The 16240-nt window shown below is 65.8% G+C and carries 16 protein-coding genes; 8 read left to right on the top strand and 8 right to left on the bottom strand.

Annotated elements, in window-relative coordinates; all coding sequences use genetic code 11:
- Window positions 1-31: 31 nt before the first annotated feature.
- The 3 genes from EYS21_RS01990 to EYS21_RS01980 all read left to right on the top strand — a co-directional run bounded on the left by EYS21_RS01990 (window position 32) and on the right by EYS21_RS01980 (window position 4408).
- On the top strand, window positions 32-1540 hold the full coding sequence (locus EYS21_RS01990) for an RNB domain-containing ribonuclease (RefSeq protein WP_131131444.1): 1509 nt from the start codon (window positions 32-34) through the stop codon (window positions 1538-1540).
- Window positions 1541-1826: 286 nt separating this feature from the next.
- On the top strand, window positions 1827-3527 hold the full coding sequence (locus tag EYS21_RS01985) for a DEAD/DEAH box helicase (RefSeq protein ID WP_131131443.1): 1701 nt from the start codon (window positions 1827-1829) through the stop codon (window positions 3525-3527).
- Window positions 3528-3535: 8 nt separating this feature from the next.
- A complete protein-coding gene (locus tag EYS21_RS01980) occupies window positions 3536-4408 on the top strand; it encodes a site-specific DNA-methyltransferase (protein WP_131131442.1) in 873 nt (290 codons plus the stop codon).
- Window positions 4409-4465: 57 nt separating this feature from the next.
- On the opposite strand, the gene EYS21_RS01975 is transcribed toward EYS21_RS01980, so the two are convergent.
- The gene (locus EYS21_RS01975) at window positions 4466-4843 is read right to left on the bottom strand and encodes a hypothetical protein (protein ID WP_131131441.1); all 378 of its coding nucleotides are present in this window, start codon (window positions 4841-4843) and stop codon (window positions 4466-4468) included.
- A gap of 103 nt (window positions 4844-4946) precedes the next feature.
- Entirely contained in the window at window positions 4947-5810 is an 864-nt protein-coding gene (locus tag EYS21_RS01970; protein WP_131131440.1) for a PHP domain-containing protein, read from the bottom strand.
- A gap of 71 nt (window positions 5811-5881) precedes the next feature.
- Here EYS21_RS01970 and EYS21_RS01965 point away from each other — a divergent pair, with 71 nt between their 5' ends.
- The gene (locus EYS21_RS01965) at window positions 5882-7480 is read left to right on the top strand and encodes an aminopeptidase P family protein (RefSeq protein WP_131131439.1); all 1599 of its coding nucleotides are present in this window, start codon (window positions 5882-5884) and stop codon (window positions 7478-7480) included.
- Between the two features lie 96 nt (window positions 7481-7576).
- Here EYS21_RS01965 and EYS21_RS01960 read toward each other — a convergent pair whose 3' ends face one another.
- Entirely contained in the window at window positions 7577-8521 is a 945-nt protein-coding gene (locus tag EYS21_RS01960) for a general stress protein (protein ID WP_131131438.1), read from the bottom strand.
- A gap of 77 nt (window positions 8522-8598) precedes the next feature.
- On the opposite strand from EYS21_RS01960, the gene EYS21_RS01955 reads away from it, so the two are divergent.
- The 3 genes from EYS21_RS01955 to EYS21_RS01945 are packed head-to-tail and all read left to right on the top strand — an operon-like array spanning window position 8599 to window position 11753.
- Window positions 8599-9882, top strand: coding sequence for a CBS domain-containing protein (locus tag EYS21_RS01955; RefSeq protein ID WP_131131437.1), 1284 nt, complete (start codon window positions 8599-8601; stop codon window positions 9880-9882).
- A complete protein-coding gene (locus EYS21_RS01950; protein ID WP_242633237.1) occupies window positions 9866-10618 on the top strand; it encodes a DUF1003 domain-containing protein in 753 nt (250 codons plus the stop codon). Before EYS21_RS01955 ends, EYS21_RS01950 begins: the two co-directional genes overlap by 17 nt.
- Before the next feature lie 7 nt (window positions 10619-10625).
- Window positions 10626-11753: an Mrp/NBP35 family ATP-binding protein gene (locus EYS21_RS01945; RefSeq protein ID WP_131131436.1), complete on the top strand. Its 1128-nt coding sequence runs from the start codon at window positions 10626-10628 to the stop codon at window positions 11751-11753.
- Window positions 11754-11769: 16 nt separating this feature from the next.
- Here the strand turns inward: EYS21_RS01945 and EYS21_RS01940 are convergent, their stop codons facing one another.
- From EYS21_RS01940 to sigE, 3 genes are all read right to left on the bottom strand, one after another.
- A complete protein-coding gene (locus EYS21_RS01940; protein ID WP_131131435.1) occupies window positions 11770-12180 on the bottom strand; it encodes a Sec-independent protein translocase TatB in 411 nt (136 codons plus the stop codon).
- Window positions 12181-12249: 69 nt separating this feature from the next.
- Entirely contained in the window at window positions 12250-13092 is an 843-nt protein-coding gene (locus tag EYS21_RS01935) for an anti-sigma factor (RefSeq protein WP_242633236.1), read from the bottom strand.
- 8 nt (window positions 13093-13100) lie between these two features.
- Complete coding sequence (sigE, locus tag EYS21_RS01930; RefSeq protein WP_131131434.1) at window positions 13101-13718, bottom strand: RNA polymerase sigma factor SigE; 618 nt, start codon at window positions 13716-13718, stop codon at window positions 13101-13103.
- A 230-nt stretch (window positions 13719-13948) separates the two neighbouring features.
- Here sigE and EYS21_RS01925 point away from each other — a divergent pair, with 230 nt between their 5' ends.
- Window positions 13949-14581: an O-methyltransferase gene (locus EYS21_RS01925; RefSeq protein ID WP_131131433.1), complete on the top strand. Its 633-nt coding sequence runs from the start codon at window positions 13949-13951 to the stop codon at window positions 14579-14581.
- Window positions 14582-14657: 76 nt separating this feature from the next.
- Here EYS21_RS01925 and EYS21_RS01920 read toward each other — a convergent pair whose 3' ends face one another.
- Entirely contained in the window at window positions 14658-14825 is a 168-nt protein-coding gene (locus tag EYS21_RS01920) for a DUF3117 domain-containing protein (protein ID WP_009357720.1), read from the bottom strand.
- Window positions 14826-15059: 234 nt separating this feature from the next.
- A complete protein-coding gene (locus EYS21_RS01915; RefSeq protein WP_131131880.1) occupies window positions 15060-16232 on the bottom strand; it encodes a glycosyltransferase family 39 protein in 1173 nt (390 codons plus the stop codon).
- Window positions 16233-16240: the final 8 nt, after the last annotated feature.

Genomic DNA, 16240 nt, shown 5'->3' with positions numbered 1-16240 from the left:
TTTCGGCGAAAATCGGGCTACCCTGATTTTCGTGTCACATCATCGGTTGGCCCCTAATGTCCACGAGCACAACAATGCCCTCGAGGAGGCACTGGGCGCGCTGCGGAGCGAGCTGGAACTGCCGGGCGCCTATCCGGCAGACGCCGTCCGTGATGCCGAGGCCGCCGTCGCCTCCCGGCAGCTTCCGGACGCCGACCTGACCGGTGTTGACTTCCTCACCATCGATCCGGAGTCCTCCACCGACCTTGACCAGGCCCTGTTCATTGAGCCGGCCGGCAGCGGCTACCGGGTCCTCTACGCCATCGCAGACGTTCCCGCTTTCGTGGCGCCCGGCGGTCCGCTGGACGGCGAGACGCGCCGCCGGGGACAGACGTTCTATGCGCCGGACGGCCGAATCCCGCTGCATCCGGAGGTCATCAGCGAGGGGGCCGGCAGCCTCCTGGCAGGCCAGCTCTGCTCTGCCTTTGTCTGGGACTTCCAGCTGGACCAGGCCGCCCAGGTAACCACCGTGGCCGTCCAAAGGGCGAGCGTCCGCAGCCGGGCCAAACTCAGCTACAAGGGGGCACAGGCGGAACTCGACGCCGGAACGGCTTCACCGGTGCTTCAGCTCCTGAAGGAAGTGGGCCTCAAACGCGTTGAGCTGGAACGGGAACGCGATGGCGCGAGCCTGAACATGCCCGAGCAGGAGATCGTCCAGCTTCCCGACGGCGGCTACCGGATCGCCGCGGCTCCGCAGCTCCCCGTGGAGGACTGGAACGCCCAGATCTCGCTGATGACCGGAATGGCCGCCGCCACGCTGATGCTCGAAGGCAAAGTCGGCATCCTGCGGACCATGCCGGCACCTGACGAACGGTCCCTGCGGCACTTCCGGCTGCAGACCGAGGCGCTGGGCAAACCCTGGGACGGGAAGACCGGCTACGGGGAGTACCTCCGCACACTCGACCCCACCGTCCCCCGGCAACTCGCCATCATGCACTCGGCCGGAATGCTCTTCCGTGGTGCCAGCTACACGGCATTCGACGGCGGGATCCCGGACGACGCCATCCAGTCCGCGATCGGTGCGGCCTACGCCCACACCACAGCTCCGCTCCGCCGACTGGTGGACCGTTTCGTCCTGGTGATCTGCGACGCCCTCAGCAACGGAAAACCGGTCCCGGGCTGGGCACGCGAGGCACTGCCTTCGCTTCCGGGGATTATGGCCGGCTCCGACCAGCTGGCCGCCCGGATGGAGCGGCTGGCCCTGGACACAGTCGAAGCTGCCCTGCTGGTCAACCACGTCGGACAGGAATTCGACGCGATTGTCATTTCCGGGTCCAAGCCGCAGAAGGACGGGAATGAAAAGAGTGGCGGCAACGGCCCCAACGGAAATGGCAACGGCAATGGAAGGAACGGGAACGGCCCCTCCGGGATCATCCAGATCGCCGAACCCGCAGTCACCGCCCGCTGCGCCGGAGACCTCGAATCAGGCACCAAGGTCCGAGTCCGGCTTCTCTCCTCAGACATCGCCACGCGGGAAGTCCATTTCGAGCTCGTCAGTTAGCCGCGGGGCTGCAGAAGCGGCAAAGCCGGGATTAGGAGTCCTTGCCGGTAGACTGAAGAAGTAGATATGGATGCCCGGTCGTTGATTTCCTTGATTTTGAATTCAACAAGCCCGCCCCTACGCGATCTTGAGATACACCCGCTGGTCACCAGTGCCAGCATTAGATAGCCCGCGATCGGCTTCCACTGGATTTGCTTGCGCGCTTCGAGCGTGCTCCGGAACGGCCACGTTGGCCGGCCCGTTGAGCAGGCAGCGCCAATGCCCAAAAGAATAAGGAAACTCCCCTGTGAGTGAATTGCATACCCACCAACTCCTGACTGACGACTCCGGCACCGAGACCATCGAGCCCGAAGAAACCATTATCTCGGACGAAAAGCCGCACGAGATCGAGGAGAAATCCTTCGCCGACTTCAACGTCCGCGCCGATATCGTGGAGTCCCTGGCCGACGCCGGGATCACCCACCCGTTCCCCATCCAGGCCATGACACTGCCGGTGGCGCTCTCGGGCCACGACATCATTGGACAGGCCAAGACCGGTACGGGCAAAACCCTGGGCTTCGGCATCCCCGCGCTGCAGCGCGTTGTGGGCCGCGACGACCCCGGTTTCGACAAGCTCGCAGTCCCGGGCGCCCCGCAGGCCCTGGTGATCGTTCCTACCCGCGAACTTGCAGTGCAGGTGGCCAACGACCTCCAGACCGCCTCCCGCAAGCGCAATGCCCGCATCGCCACCATCTACGGCGGCCGCGCGTACGAGCCCCAGGTGGAAGCCCTGCAGAACGGCGTCGAAGTGGTCGTCGGCACCCCCGGCCGCCTGATCGACCTCTACAAGCAGAAGCACCTGAGCCTGAAAAACGTCAAGATCGTCATCCTGGACGAAGCCGACGAGATGCTGGACCTCGGCTTCCTGCCGGACGTGGAGACGCTCATCGCAGGTACACCCGCGGTCCGCCAGACGCTGCTTTTCTCCGCCACCATGCCCGGCCCGGTCATCGCCATGGCCCGCCGTTACATGACCCAGCCCACCCACATCCGTGCGGCCGACCCCGACGACGAGGGCCTGACCAAGCGCGACATCCGCCAGCTCATCTACCGTGCGCACAGCATGGACAAGATTGAGGTTGTTGCCCGCATCCTGCAGGCCCGCGGCCGCGGCCGGACCATCATCTTCACCAAGACCAAGCGCACCGCCGCGAAGGTGGCCGAGGAACTGGTGGACCGCGGCTTCGCGGCTGCCGCCATCCACGGCGACCTGGGCCAGGGCGCCCGCGAGCAGGCACTGCGTGCCTTCCGCAACAACAAGGTCGACGTCCTGGTGGCCACGGATGTCGCCGCCCGCGGCATCGACGTTGACGACGTCACGCACGTCATCAACTACCAGTGCGTCGAGGACGAAAAGATCTACCTGCACCGTGTGGGCCGCACCGGCCGCGCCGGCAACAAGGGCACCGCCGTCACGTTTGTGGACTGGGACGACATGCCCCGCTGGGGCCTTATCAACAAGGCACTGGGCCTGAGCGTCCCCGAGCCGGTTGAGACGTACTCCTCCTCACCTCACCTCTACGAAGAGCTGGACATTCCGGAGGGCACCAAGGGCCGCCTGCCCCGCAACAAGCGCACGCTCGCCGGTGTTGACGCCGAAGTCCTTGAGGACCTGGGCGAAACGGGCAAGAAGAACTCCCGCTCCGGCGGACGGGACGGCGCAAAAGACAGCGGACGCGACGCCGGCCGTGACGGCAGCCGCGACCGCGCCCGGTCATCCAGCCGCCGCACCGGGACTGAAACGGCAGGCCGCTCAGGTGAGCGCCGCCGTCGTCCGTCCGACGCGGCGACTGCCGGCACCGGTCCCGCCGCGGAACCGGCGGCTTCGGCCCCGGCCGACGGCGACCAGTCACGCACGCGCCGCAGCCGCACCCGTACCCGCCGCCGCAACGGCGAAGTGGTGGCCGGCGGCGACAACGGCACGCAGCCGGGCAGCGCCGAGGCCTAAAAGCCTCCATGACTGAATCTGTCTGGGCGCCGGACGGCAGCAACCTGGTGGTACACGCGGACAACGCGGAATTCCTCCCCTCGCTGCCGGACGGCGCCTTCACACTCATTTACGTGGACCCGCCGTTCAACACCGGTCGGGCCCAGCAGCGCCAGGAAACGCGGATGGTGGTCAACGCCGAAGGATCCGGGGACCGCGTGGGCTTCAAGGGGCGTTCCTATGACACCATCAAGGGCGCCCTGCACCGTTACGACGACGCGTTCAGCGATTACTGGTCGTTCCTGGAGCCCCGGCTCGTGGAAGCCTGGCGCCTGCTGGCGGACGACGGCACCCTGTACCTCCACCTGGACTACCGGGAAGTCCACTACGCCAAGGTGATGCTGGACGCCATCTTCGGCCGGGAGTGCTTCCTGAACGAGATCATCTGGGCCTACGACTACGGCGCCCGCGCCAAGTACCGCTGGCCCACCAAGCACGACAACATCCTGGTCTACGTGAAGAACCCGGCGAAGTACCATTTCGACAGCGCCGAGGTTGACCGCGAGCCGTACATGGCACCCGGCCTGGTCACGCCTGCCAAACGGGAGCTCGGAAAGCTGCCCACCGATGTCTGGTGGCACACCATCGTCTCGCCTACGGGCAAGGAAAAAACCGGCTACCCCACGCAGAAGCCCGAGGGCCTTATCCGCCGGGTGGTGGCCGCTTCGAGCCGGCCCGGGGACTGGTGCCTGGACTTCTTCGCGGGTTCGGGAACGCTCGGCGCCGTGGCGGCCAAACTGGACCGGAAGTTCGTGTGCGTGGACCAGAACCAGCCGGCTATCGACGTCATGGCCAAGCGGCTGGGTGCCAAGGCAATGTTCACGTCCTACCCGCCCAACTAGGTAGCAGTAAGTGTCGTTTTGAGCCTCCAAAACGACACTTAGTGCGACTTACTTTCGTCACTGGCTCTTCGGGCAGCCTTCCATCAATTGGATCCCGTGGTCAGTCTGCCGGCTGACCAGTACCGATCCCTGCGAATCGCAGATGGCGTTGACCAGCAGCGCAAAACCTTCGCCGCTCTGGAAGTTGCCTTTTTCGCCAGGCAGACCAAAGTCCTGGACGGTACCCGGTGGGACAAATGCCCAGACTTCAGGAGCTCCGGGGAAGACACTCGGCAGCCACCCCCAGTTGCCGTTCAGGATGGGGCCGTCTGTGCAGACAGCACCACAGGCTGCGGGCGGCCTGCTGACGTTGATACAGTCCAACGCGTTAGCTGTGGCGGGAATGAACATAAAAGCTGCGGCAAGGCCAGCCGCGGCGATTGACTTCCTAAACATGGTTTCTCTCCGTCTACCGTAAGAAATACTGCATGGCGACGAGACCTTTTTTGCGTTCCAAACCAGCCCAGCAAGACAAACGTTACTCAGCCGGGACTGCCCGTCAAGATGCTGCGGAACCCGGTCGGACCACGGCCGTTCCCGTGCCCATTTCCTCGATCCGGGCCAGCACTTCCGGCGCTGTCAGGTTCTCCCCCAGCAGGTTTGGCTTGCCTGTCCCGTGATAGTCGGACGAACCCGTAATCAGCAGTCCGTGCTCTGAGGCAAGGCCCCGGAGGAACTCGCGGCCCTCCTCCGGGTTGTCCCGGTGGTCGATCTCCAAGCCAACCAGGCCTGCGTCGATCATCTCCCGGTACGTGCGCTCCCCCACGATCCGGCCCCGCGCGGAAGCGACCGGGTGGGCAAACACCGGGACACCACCTGCGGCACGGACCAGTTCGACGGCGGTGGCCGGGTCGGGTGCGTAGTGCTGGACGAAGTAGCGTGAATGGGACGTCAGGATGGACGTGAATGCCTCCGACCGGTCAGCCACGACGCCGGCCGCCACCAGGGCATCCGCGATGTGGGGCCGCCCCAGGGTTGCGCCGGGCGCCACATGGTGGATGACGTCGTCCCATGTCAGCGGGTAGTCCTCAGCGAGCAGGGTGACCATGCGCTCGGCGCGGGTGAGGCGGGCGTCCTTGGCCTTGGTGATCTCCTCCAGCAGCCCCGGGTGGTCCGGATCGTGCAGGTAGCTCAGCAGGTGCACGCTGATCCCCTTCGCCGTCCGGCAGGAAACCTCCATGCCGGGAACAAGCGCGACGCCGAATTGCACGGCTGCCAGCGACGCTTCGGCCCAGCCGTCCGTGGAGTCGTGGTCGGTCAGCGCCACGACGTCCAGCCCCGCCCGGGCAGCGGAGGCCATCACATCGGCGGGGGTTTCCGTGCCGTCGGAAACATTGGAGTGGGCATGCAGGTCGATCCTCACCTGCCCAGCCTAGTTGACCGCGTTCGCGCCGGTATTCGTCCAAGGCTCCGTGCTGGTGAGACGATGGTGCCGTGAACGATGCCGAAAACACCCTGAACTCTGCTTCCCAGCCCCTCGACGAGCGCGTCAACAACCGCTCGCAGCGGCCCAGTTCCGACGCCTTCAAAGCCTTTATGGCCAGCAACTGGGCGCCTTCCAGCCAGGAACTGCCTGCACGCGACGCCGTCGCCAGCTACGCCGCGACCCGGCGAAAAGCCATCTCCGACCTGTTCAAAGGCGAACGCCTGGTCATTCCCGCGGGCCCGCTGAAGGTCCGCTCCAACGACTGCGACTACCGCTTCCGCCCGCACTCCGGATTCGCCCACCTCACCGGCCTGGGCCTGGACCATGAGCCGGACGCCGTGCTCATCCTGGAACCGGCAGGCGAAGGAAAGGGCGACGACGGCGGGCACCACCACGCCACGCTGTACTTCCGCCCGCTGGCCGGCCGGGACACGGAGCAGTTCTACGCCGACTCACGCTCCGGCGAGTTCTGGATCGGTACCCGCCCCACCCTCGCCGAGTTTGAAGCCCGTCTGGGCCTGCCCACGGCGCACATCGACGCCCTCGAAACCGCGATCACCAAGAACGTGGGCGCCCCCGAGATCGGCGGCATCTCCATCCGCCTGGTCCGCAAGGTGGACGAGAACATCGACGCCCTGGTGGACACGGCCCGCTACAACACGGCCAAGGACCCGGACAACCTGGACCTCGCCGTACTCGACGCGCTGGATGAAAAACTGTCCGAAGCCCTGTCCGAACTCCGCCTCCTGAAGGACGAGTGGGAGGTCGAGCAGATGAAGATTGCCGTGGCCGCGACTGTCGAAGGCTTTGTCGAGGTGGTCAAGTCCCTCCCCCGAGCCCTGACCCATGCCCGCGGCGAGCGGGTTGTGGAAGGCGCCTTCTTCGCCCGTGCCCGCGAAGTGGGCAACGAACTCGGCTATGACACTATTGCCGCCTCCGGCAACAACGCCACCGTGCTGCACTGGACCCGCAACACCGGCAGCATCAGCGCCGGTGAGCTGCTGCTCCTCGACGCCGGTGTGGAAGCCGACTCCCTGTACACCGCCGACGTCACCAGGACCCTGCCGGCCAACGGCACGTTCACCGCCGTTCAGCGGAAGGTCTACGAAGCGGTCCTCGACGCCGCCGACGCAGGATTCGCCGCGGCCCGGCCTGGAACCAAGTTCCGGGACATCCACACAGCGGCCACCACTGTGTTGGCTGAACGCCTCGCAGAGTGGGGCCTGCTCCCCGTAAGCGTGGAGGAAGCCGTCAGCCATAAGGGCCAGCAGCACCGCCGCTGGATGCCGCACGGCACCAGCCACCACCTGGGGCTGGATGTGCACGACTGCGCCCAGGCCAAACGGGAGCTGTACCTTGATGGTGTCCTCGCCGAAGGCATGGTCTTCACCATCGAACCGGGCCTGTACTTCAAGAACGAGGACCTGTGCATTCCGGCGGAGTACCGCGGCATCGGCGTCCGGATCGAGGACGACATCCTGATGACCGCCGACGGCCCCGTCAACCTCAGCGCCGCGCTGCCCCGCAAGGCCGACGACGTCGAGTCCTGGATGGCGGGCATCTACCGGGAAGCCAACGGCGAAGGCAGCCAGCACTCCCCCGCCTAACCACCCTCTTAAAGCGCGAACGGACACTTAAGCCCCGGGGCTTAAGTGTCCGTTCGCGCTTAAGGCGTCCGCGCTGAGTGGAGCGGGGCGGGCCGGCTACGAGCCTGCTTCGTCCCGGCTACGCTCAGGTGCCGCTTCGGGCTGCCGCGCGGGCTGACCGGTGTCCTGGCGTTCGTCACCCGGAGCTGCATTGTTGCCAGCGGGGGCGGGTGCAGGGTTGTCGCTGACACGGACGCCGTACTGCGGCCGGCCGTCCGGCAGGTCGGGGTAACGGACCGCTGCCGCGGGTGCCGGAGCCGGCTGCACCGGGCTTTCGGCGGGCTGGCCAGGCTGACCGGGCTGCGGGGCTGCAGCCGGGGCGCCGTGCGTGCCGGGACCCTGCTGGCCGTACGGATCGTTCCAGCTGGCCGGCCGCACGGGGGGCTGGCCCTGCTGAGGGCCCGGCTGCTGCCCGGGTTTTTGGCCGGGCTGCTGGTACGGCTGGTTGTAGTAGTCGGCCTGCGCATGGGGCCTGGGGCCGGCAGCGGCATCAGACCGCGTCATCGGCAACTGCTGGAGCAGGCGCCGGGCTTCGTGGGCTGCCTCGACCGACACCACGACGTCATAATTGGTGGCCACCACCTGGCTGGTTGAGGTGAAGTCGCGCTTTCCCCGCTGCATGGCATAGGTGACGATGCCGAACAGCATAAAGAACGCGGCACCCATCAGCACAGAGGTCAGGATGGAGAAGTATCCCGGCGAAGGTGCGAAGAACGACAGCATGACGCCCACGAACAGACCAAACCACATACCGCTCAGCGCCCCGGACAAGGCAACGCGGGGGTAGCTGAGGCGTCCCGTGACGCGCTCCACCATTTTGAGCTCATTGCCCACGATGGACACCATCTGGACCGGGAACTGCTGGTCAGCCAGGTAGTCCACAGCCTTTTGGGCATCCAGGTAGGACGTGTAGGAACCGACGGTGTCACCGGTGGGGACGGTGCGGGACTCGTCCACGCCGTTGGGCCCGCCGGCTTTGGGAGCACCAAAAATGTTTGACATAACACCATTCTTGCCCATCAGCATGTGTGCCGCCTGTAAATTCAGCTAAAAGAGAGCAGACTCGGTAGCCTGTAGACGTGAGCACAAATCTTTCGCGCGTCTTCGTGGCGCGCCTTCTGGGTCTTGACGTCTTCGACCCGCTGGGCGACCGTCTGGGACGGTTGCGCGATGTTGTGGTGCTCTCGCGTGGAAGCCGGGGTGCCCCCCACGTGGTGGGTATCGTCGTCGAAGTTCCGGGAAAGAAGCGCGTCTTTGTGCCAATGACCCGGATTACCTCGATCGACCAGACCCAGATCATCTGCACCGGTCTGGTCAACCTCCGGCGCTTTGAACAGCGTGGTGCCGAGACGCTGGTGGTCGCTGAGATGTTTGACCGCCGGGTGACCCTTAGGGACGGCAGCGGGGACGCCACCATCGAGGACATCGCCATGGACCAGCACCGTTCCCGGGACTGGTTCGTCAGCAAGTTGTTCGTCCGCCGCGGCCATTCACTTTCGCCGCTCAGCCGGCTGCGCCGCAACGAGACCATGATCATTGACTGGGCGGACGCCCTGCAGGGAGCCCGCACCGAGCCCCAGGCCGCCACCCAATTCGTCGCCAACCACGAAGACCTCAAGCCCGCCGACTTCGCCGAAGCCCTGCAGGAAATGAGCGACAAGCGCCGCTTCGAGGTTGCCAGCGAGCTCCAGGACGAACGGCTCGCCGACGTCCTGCAGGAACTCCCCGAGGATGACCAGGTGGAAATCCTCTCGGCCCTGGACGTCCAGCGCGCCGCTGACGTCTTGGAAGAAATGGACCCTGACGACGCCGCCGACCTCCTCGGCGAACTGCCCACCGCACAGGCCGAGGAACTGCTGCAGCTCATGGAGCCCGAAGGCGCCGAAGACGTCCGCCGCCTGCTCGAATACGACGAGGACACCGCCGGCGGCCTGATGACGCCAGTACCAGTGATCCTTCCCCCTGAGGCGACGGTGGCCGAAGCCCTGGCCCATGTCCGGCGCGAGGAACTCTCGCCCGCCCTCGCTTCCTCCATCTTCATCGCCAGGCCCCCGCTTGAGACCCCGACCGGCCGGTTCCTGGGCGTGGTGCACATCCAGCAGCTGCTACGCTTCCCGCCGTTCGAGCCGCTGGGCAACCTGGTGGACAAGAATCTTGAGCCCCTGTCGGACCAGGCCCACATCAGCGAGGTTGCCAGGACCCTGGCTACGTACAACCTGAACTCCCTCCCCGTGGTCAATGACGACGGCCGGCTTGTGGGGGCGGTGACTGTTGATGACGTTTTGGATCATCTGTTGCCGGATGATTGGCGCGCCCATGATGGCGAAGCCCCGATAAGAAGGCTCGGTGGCCGCATTGGCTGACAACAGTCCTCCCAAAAACCCCGGCCAGCGCGGCCCGGCGAAGACGGCAACCAAGGGAAGCCTCGACACACCCCTGAGCGGCCGCAAGCGGATCCTGCCCAAGTTCTCCCCGGACCCCGACGCCTTCGGCCACGCCACCGAGGGTTTTGCCCGGTTCATGGGTACGCCGCAGTTCCTCGTCTACATGACCATCTTCGTGGTCATCTGGCTGGTCTGGAACACCTGGGCACCCCTTGAATGGCAGTTCGACTCCCGCGCCCTCGGCTACACCCTGCTGACCCTGATGCTCTCGCTGCAGGCGTCCTACGCCGCGCCGCTGCTGCTGCTCGCCCAGAACCGCCAGGACGACCGCGACCGCGTATCGCTGCAGCAGGACCGCCAGCGCGCGGAGCGCAACCTGTCCGATACGGAATACCTGACCCGTGAACTCGCCTCGCTGCGGATCGCCCTTCGCGAGGTGGCCACGCGCGACTACGTCCGTGCCGAGCTGCGCTCCCTGCTGGAGGACATGCTGGAGGCGCAGGAGGAGCTGCGGACCCACGACCCCTCGGGTACCGGCAGCCACGAATCGCCGCGCGACAAGATCAAGGAGAAGCTGAAGGAGAAGAGGGACCGGCAACGGAACCCCCGCACTCAGCAGATCCCCAGGGTCAAGCCCAGCCACGTTGCCCAGAACCCCGGCGTTCCGCCGCAGCCTGCACCCCCTGAAAGCCGTACAACCCCGGAAGCCGAGTAACGCCTGCATGACTGAAAACCTCCACCAGGCGGTCAACGCTGCCCTGGCCACCGTCATCGACCCGGAGCTCCGCCGCCCCATCACCGAGCTGGGCATGGTTGATTCGGTCGAGATTTCCGACGACGGCCGGGTCCGCCTCGCGGTGCTGCTCACCATCGCCGGTTGTCCCCTGCGGGACACGATTACCGCCGACTCGGAAAAGGCGCTGTCCTCGGTTCCCGGCGTCACAGCCGTCGAAGTTGAACTGAAGGTCATGAGCCAGGCACAGCGCGACGCCCTGAAGGAGCAGCTCCGCGGCGCCGGTGGCCAGCGCGGCATCCCGTTCAACCAGCCCGGTTCGCTGACCAAGGTTTTTGCCGTAGCCAGCGGCAAGGGCGGCGTCGGGAAGTCGTCCGTCACCGTCAACCTGGCCTGCGCCCTCGCAGCCCAGGGGCTTCGGGTGGGAATCGTCGATGCCGACGTCTACGGCTTCTCGGTTCCCGCGCTGATGGGCATCACCCAGGCTCCCACGCGGGTGGACGACATGATTCTGCCCCCGGTGGCCTACGGCGTCAAAGTCATTTCCATCGGAATGTTCGTCACGGGTAACCAGCCGGTCGCCTGGCGCGGTCCCATGCTCCATCGCGCGCTGGAGCAGTTCCTCACCGACGTTTACTTCGGTGACCTGGACGCGCTGTTCCTTGACCTCCCGCCCGGCACCGGCGATATCGCCATCTCGGTGGCCCAGCTTCTGCCGAAGGCGGAAATCCTGGTGGTTACTACGCCGCAGGCCGCCGCGGCCGACGTCGCCGAGCGCGCCGGCGCCATCGCGACCCAGACCGGCCAGTCTGTCGCAGGGGTGATCGAGAACATGTCGTACCTGGAAATGCCCGACGGCGCCAGGATGGAACTGTTCGGAAGCGGCGGCGGGGCGGTGCTCGCCGAGCGGCTGACGGCGACGGTGGGTTCGGTCGTGCCGTTGCTGGGCCAGATTCCGCTGGACATCCTGCTGCGGGAGGGCGGCGACGCCGGTTCACCGATCGTTCTGGGCCAGCCGGACACGCCGGCGGCTGTGGCACTCGTTGAGATTGCCGGCAAGCTGGCGGCAAAGCCGCGTGGACTGACCGGGATGAAACTGGGGCTGCAGCCACGCTGACAGCCCAGAGGTGTCCCTAGGTGGCCTCGGTGTCGAAAGGCGCAGCTTCGCCGGCAGGCAACTGCTGGACAACTCGCTCCGGGCGGGAGGCGGGCGTTGACGTGCTGGCAGCGGCCGCTGCGGTTCCGGCCACGGCTGCCACGGCGGGCGCCCCCGCGCTGACCGGCTTGGTGTCGTCGTCGAGCAGCGCTTCCTTGATGATGCGGCGTGGATCGTACTGGCGGGGGTCGTACTTCTTCCAGTCGACCTCGTCGATGTCGATCCCCACCTCCTCCTTGATCTGCTCGCGCGCGCCGGATGCCATGCGGCGGACTTCCTTCACCAGGTTCGCAAGTTTCTGGGTGTATTCGGGCAGCCGTTTGGGGCCGATCACCATGATGCCGATGATCAGCAGAAGGAAGAACTCCGGGCCGTTGATTCCAAACACTTTAGGAAGATTACCCTCTCCGGGGTCGTGCTGACGATTCCCGCAGGCGGGGGGCGGAATCGGCCAGGTTTAAGGCGTCAGAAGACGGGCAATTTTGTCCAGGCCCCGCTGCAGCCGTTCACTGAACGGCTCAACGGGTCCGCTGCCGGCCGCCGGCGGCTCCTGCGCGACTCCCGCCGTGATTCCGGCGGTGGCCAGCGCACTGAGCCGTTGCAGGACGGGCACGGCGTCGTCGGCCCGGTCTGCCGGCAGATCGGACTCGTAGGTGATGGTGCTTCCGGCGGACTGGAAGACCGCTGTCCAGGGTGCAGAACTCCGGATCGACACGCCGCCGGTGGTGGTGCTCGTGCCGCCGTGCTGTTCGAGGACTATCGCGTAGTGCTCGCCGTCCGACAGCTTCATCTCCACGGCCGGGACGCCGTCGAGGGTGGTTGCCCTGGCCGAGAGGACGTGGAAGCCCATGGACTCCAGCTCAGGACACACCCAGCCCTCCGTGCGCAACCCTGCCAGCTGCTCGGCGCTCAGCTCGCGCCCGTCGGCCGGTACGTGGGCGGAGTGCTGGACGAAAGAGCCCACTGAAGCATTTGCTGCCATCGGCAGCGGGTCACCTGCCAGGGCGAAGGCGCCAGCGGCAAGGACCCCGGCAGCCGCCGCTGTCCCGCCGGCGGCGAGGGCAATGATCTTTGCTCCCCGGCGTGGACTACGTAACGGCTCGCAGGGGGCCATGGCCAGCACCTGGGTCTGCTGCAGGAGCCGGGCGGTCAGATCCTGACTGGCAGGCGGGATGGCCGCTTCACGGAGCCGTTCTAAATACTGCCGTTCGCGGTGCACCGCGGAGGTGCATTCCGGGCAGGTCCTGACATGGCTGTCGCTCCGGGGATGCCTTCGGAATAGCGCGTTGTCGGAAGTCATGGGGCCGATCAGAGAATGCTGGCGATGCGGGGCAGCGAAAGTTTCGGCTTGCGTGAGTGCTGCGGCCGGGGATCCCGGTGCGCCAGCTTCTCACGGAGCATGGTCCGGCCGCGGTGGATGCGTGACCGCACCGTGCCCAGCTTGACGCCGAGTGCCGCTGCCACCTCGTCGTACGACAGGCCTTCGAGGTCGCACAGCACAACCGCCGCGCGGAAGTCCGGCGGGAGTTCCTCCAGTGCGGCCTGCACGTCGAGGTCAAGGTTGTTCAGTTCGAAGCTCTGCTCAGGCCCGGGTTCACGGCCCGGTATGCGGGACTCCGCGTCCTCGGCCAGCGCGTCGAAACGGATGCGGCTCTTGCGCCGCGCCTGGTCCAGGAACAGGTTGGTGGTGATCCGGTGCAGCCAGCCGTCCAGCGTCCCAGGCTTGAAGTTCTCCAGTGACCTGAAGACCCGGACGAATACCTCCTGGGTCAGGTCCTCGGCGTCGAACTTGTTTCCGGTCAGGCGGTAGGCCAGCCGGTAGACCTTCGCGGAATGGTTGGCAACCACTTCTTCCCAGGTGGGCCGGACCCATTCAGCTGCGGAATCTTGTGACGCAGGGACAGGTGCCACAACTGATGCTGACATCGTCCACTCCCCTCGTGGATAAGCTAACGCCCGGATACTGTTGACATCTCTGGTTCGGCGCCGATCACCGTATGGATGAGCGGATCTCCATCCTTTCAAAGTTGGCTGGGAATTTCCTGATTGGCCGGCCTCTTCTGCCAAAGGCGCAACCCCGGCATCCGGCAGCGGCACCTCCGGACACAGTAGGCTGTATCCAACACTCCCCTGCCGCCCAGAAAGCGAAATCATCCATGAGCGCCGACAAGTCCACGAGCTGGTCCTATGCAGAAGATCTGCCCGCAGAGGATGAAGTCATGCTTCGTGCACGCGAGCGCTCCTTTGAGCTGGGAGTAACCCCGATCGGGCGCGGCGTGGGAGCTGTTCTGACGGTGCTGGCGGCGTCTTCCAAGGCGCAGACCGCCGTCGAAATTGGTACCGGTGCCGGCGTCTCCGGCGTCTGCATCCTGCGTGGCCTGGGACCCCAGTCGGTACTGACCACGATCGATGTGGACGTCGAACACCTGAAAGCGGCCCGCGAGGCCTTCGCCGAGGCGGGGAGTCCGGCCAACCGGACACGCACCATCTCCGGCCGGGCCGGCGACGTCCTGCCGCGGCTGACCGACGCCGCCTACGACCTCGTTTTCATCGACGCTGACAAGCCGGGCCTGCCGGGTTACGTGGACCAGGCCATCCGCCTGCTGAAGTCCCGCGGGCTGCTGATCATCAACGACGCCCTGGACAAAGACCGTGTGGCCAACCCCGCGAACAGGGATGCCACCACCGTGGTGCTCCGCCAGGTGGGCAAAACCATCCGTGACGACGAGCGGCTCGCCACCACCATGCTTCCCACGGGCGACGGCCTGCTGGTCGCGGTCAAGAAATAGCCGCCGCCGAGAAAGGCCCGGCCTTCAAAAGGCCAGGGCCCGCAGCCCGGAGGCTGCGGACCCTGGCCCGGCGCAATTATTCGGTAACGCCGACGAGGCATTCCTTGAGGTTTGCCGCTTCCGCTGCATTGAGTTCAACAACAAGCCGTCCGCCGCCTTCGAGCGGCACACGCATAATCAGGCTGCGGCCCTCCTTGGTGACTTCCATAGGGCCGTCGCCGGTGCGTGGTTTCATAGCCGCCATGAGGAATTTCCCCTCCAATTAGTCCCAGGACTTACCAGCCCGGACGGGCTGTGTCCGCATGGTCAATCAAGCCGCTATGGCGGCACGTGTGGGCACCGCCATGGCTGAACATCTTCTGAATGCTTTTGTCCTTGCTTACTTACTATTATCCCGTAATTACCCGCACGTAGCTAATCGATGGACATTTACCGCCGCGTCGCATTCCTGCACTTCGATGCCCGGGACCGCAGGAAATCACGGCGGATAGTCGCCTCCGCCAGGCAGTTGCGCCCACGCCCACAGCCAGACAATCCAGACGATCTGCAAAAGAATAAACATCACAATAACCGTGCCGCGATAGGCCCTGGAGCGGGACAACACAGCGGCGCCGAGCGCCAGCGGAAACAGCGGGAGCAACATCCTGAACGTACTGGTCTGGGGATGAAGGAACAGCAGCAGGTATGCCATGTAGCAGGCGCACCACAAGCGCAGTTCAACCCCGAGTTTCACTACGGGAGGGCTGAACAGCATCAGGGCGAACAACCCGGCAAAGACGAACGGCGCAAGCACGCCCAGAACCGGACCGAAGAGCTGGATGCCGGTATCGAACCACGGCTTGAACGGCACCAGGTCGTGTCCCCGCCAGACAGTTTCCGTCTTGGTGTACGCCTCGATATCACCTGTAGTGGCCCACGCCGCCGCCGGCCAGATCAGCGCGGCGGCCCCGCTGACGGCGGCGAGGCCTGCAAGGCCGCCCAGCTCCCGCGGGCTGTGGACCTGAGGTCCCTTTCCACGGCTGCGCTGCACCAGCCGGTAAACAAACAGCAGCCCCACCACCGCGGCGAACGGCACACCAACAGGGCGGGAAAGGCACATCAGCAGCACCACGGGCATCGCCACGTAGTACTGCCGACGAATGACGAGGAGCAGCGCCGCAGCCAGGAGGAGGACCGTCAGCGGCTCAGCGTAGGGCACCTGCAGTATGCCGGAAACGGGGAACGTCGCAAAGAAGGCAACCGCCCACATGGCCGTGCTGTGCTGCGCCTTATGGCGGAACAGGCTGTAGATCACCAGGGCGGCCACCAGTCCGGAGAGCATGGCGACAATTGTCAGCGCAGCCGCCGGGGCAATGCCAGCCAGTGTCGAAACGGCCCGGCCCAGGAAGGGGAAGAGCGGATAGAACGCCCAGGCGTTTTCCTGGACGTTTCCCGCGGCGTCGGCCGGCAGGGCCGCCGGGTAGCCGTTGCTGATGACTTCGCCGTACCACCGCGCGTCCCAGATATTGATGAAGTTCCAGTAGTCGGGCTTCGCGGGGAACCAGGGGTTCGTGCCCTGATGCAGGGCGGCGGCCATGAAGATGCAGGCGCTGGCCAGCCTTGCCGCCACATAGAGGGCTGAAACCTGGAGCCACCAGGGCCACCGGCGCATTGCGTCTC

Source organism: Arthrobacter sp. S39 (assembly GCF_004320525.1).
In the GTDB taxonomy this organism is placed as follows: Bacteria; Actinomycetota; Actinomycetes; order Actinomycetales; family Micrococcaceae; genus Arthrobacter.
The sequence above is the reverse complement of the archived record's forward strand: the minus strand, read 5'-3'. Positions and strand labels throughout refer to the sequence as shown.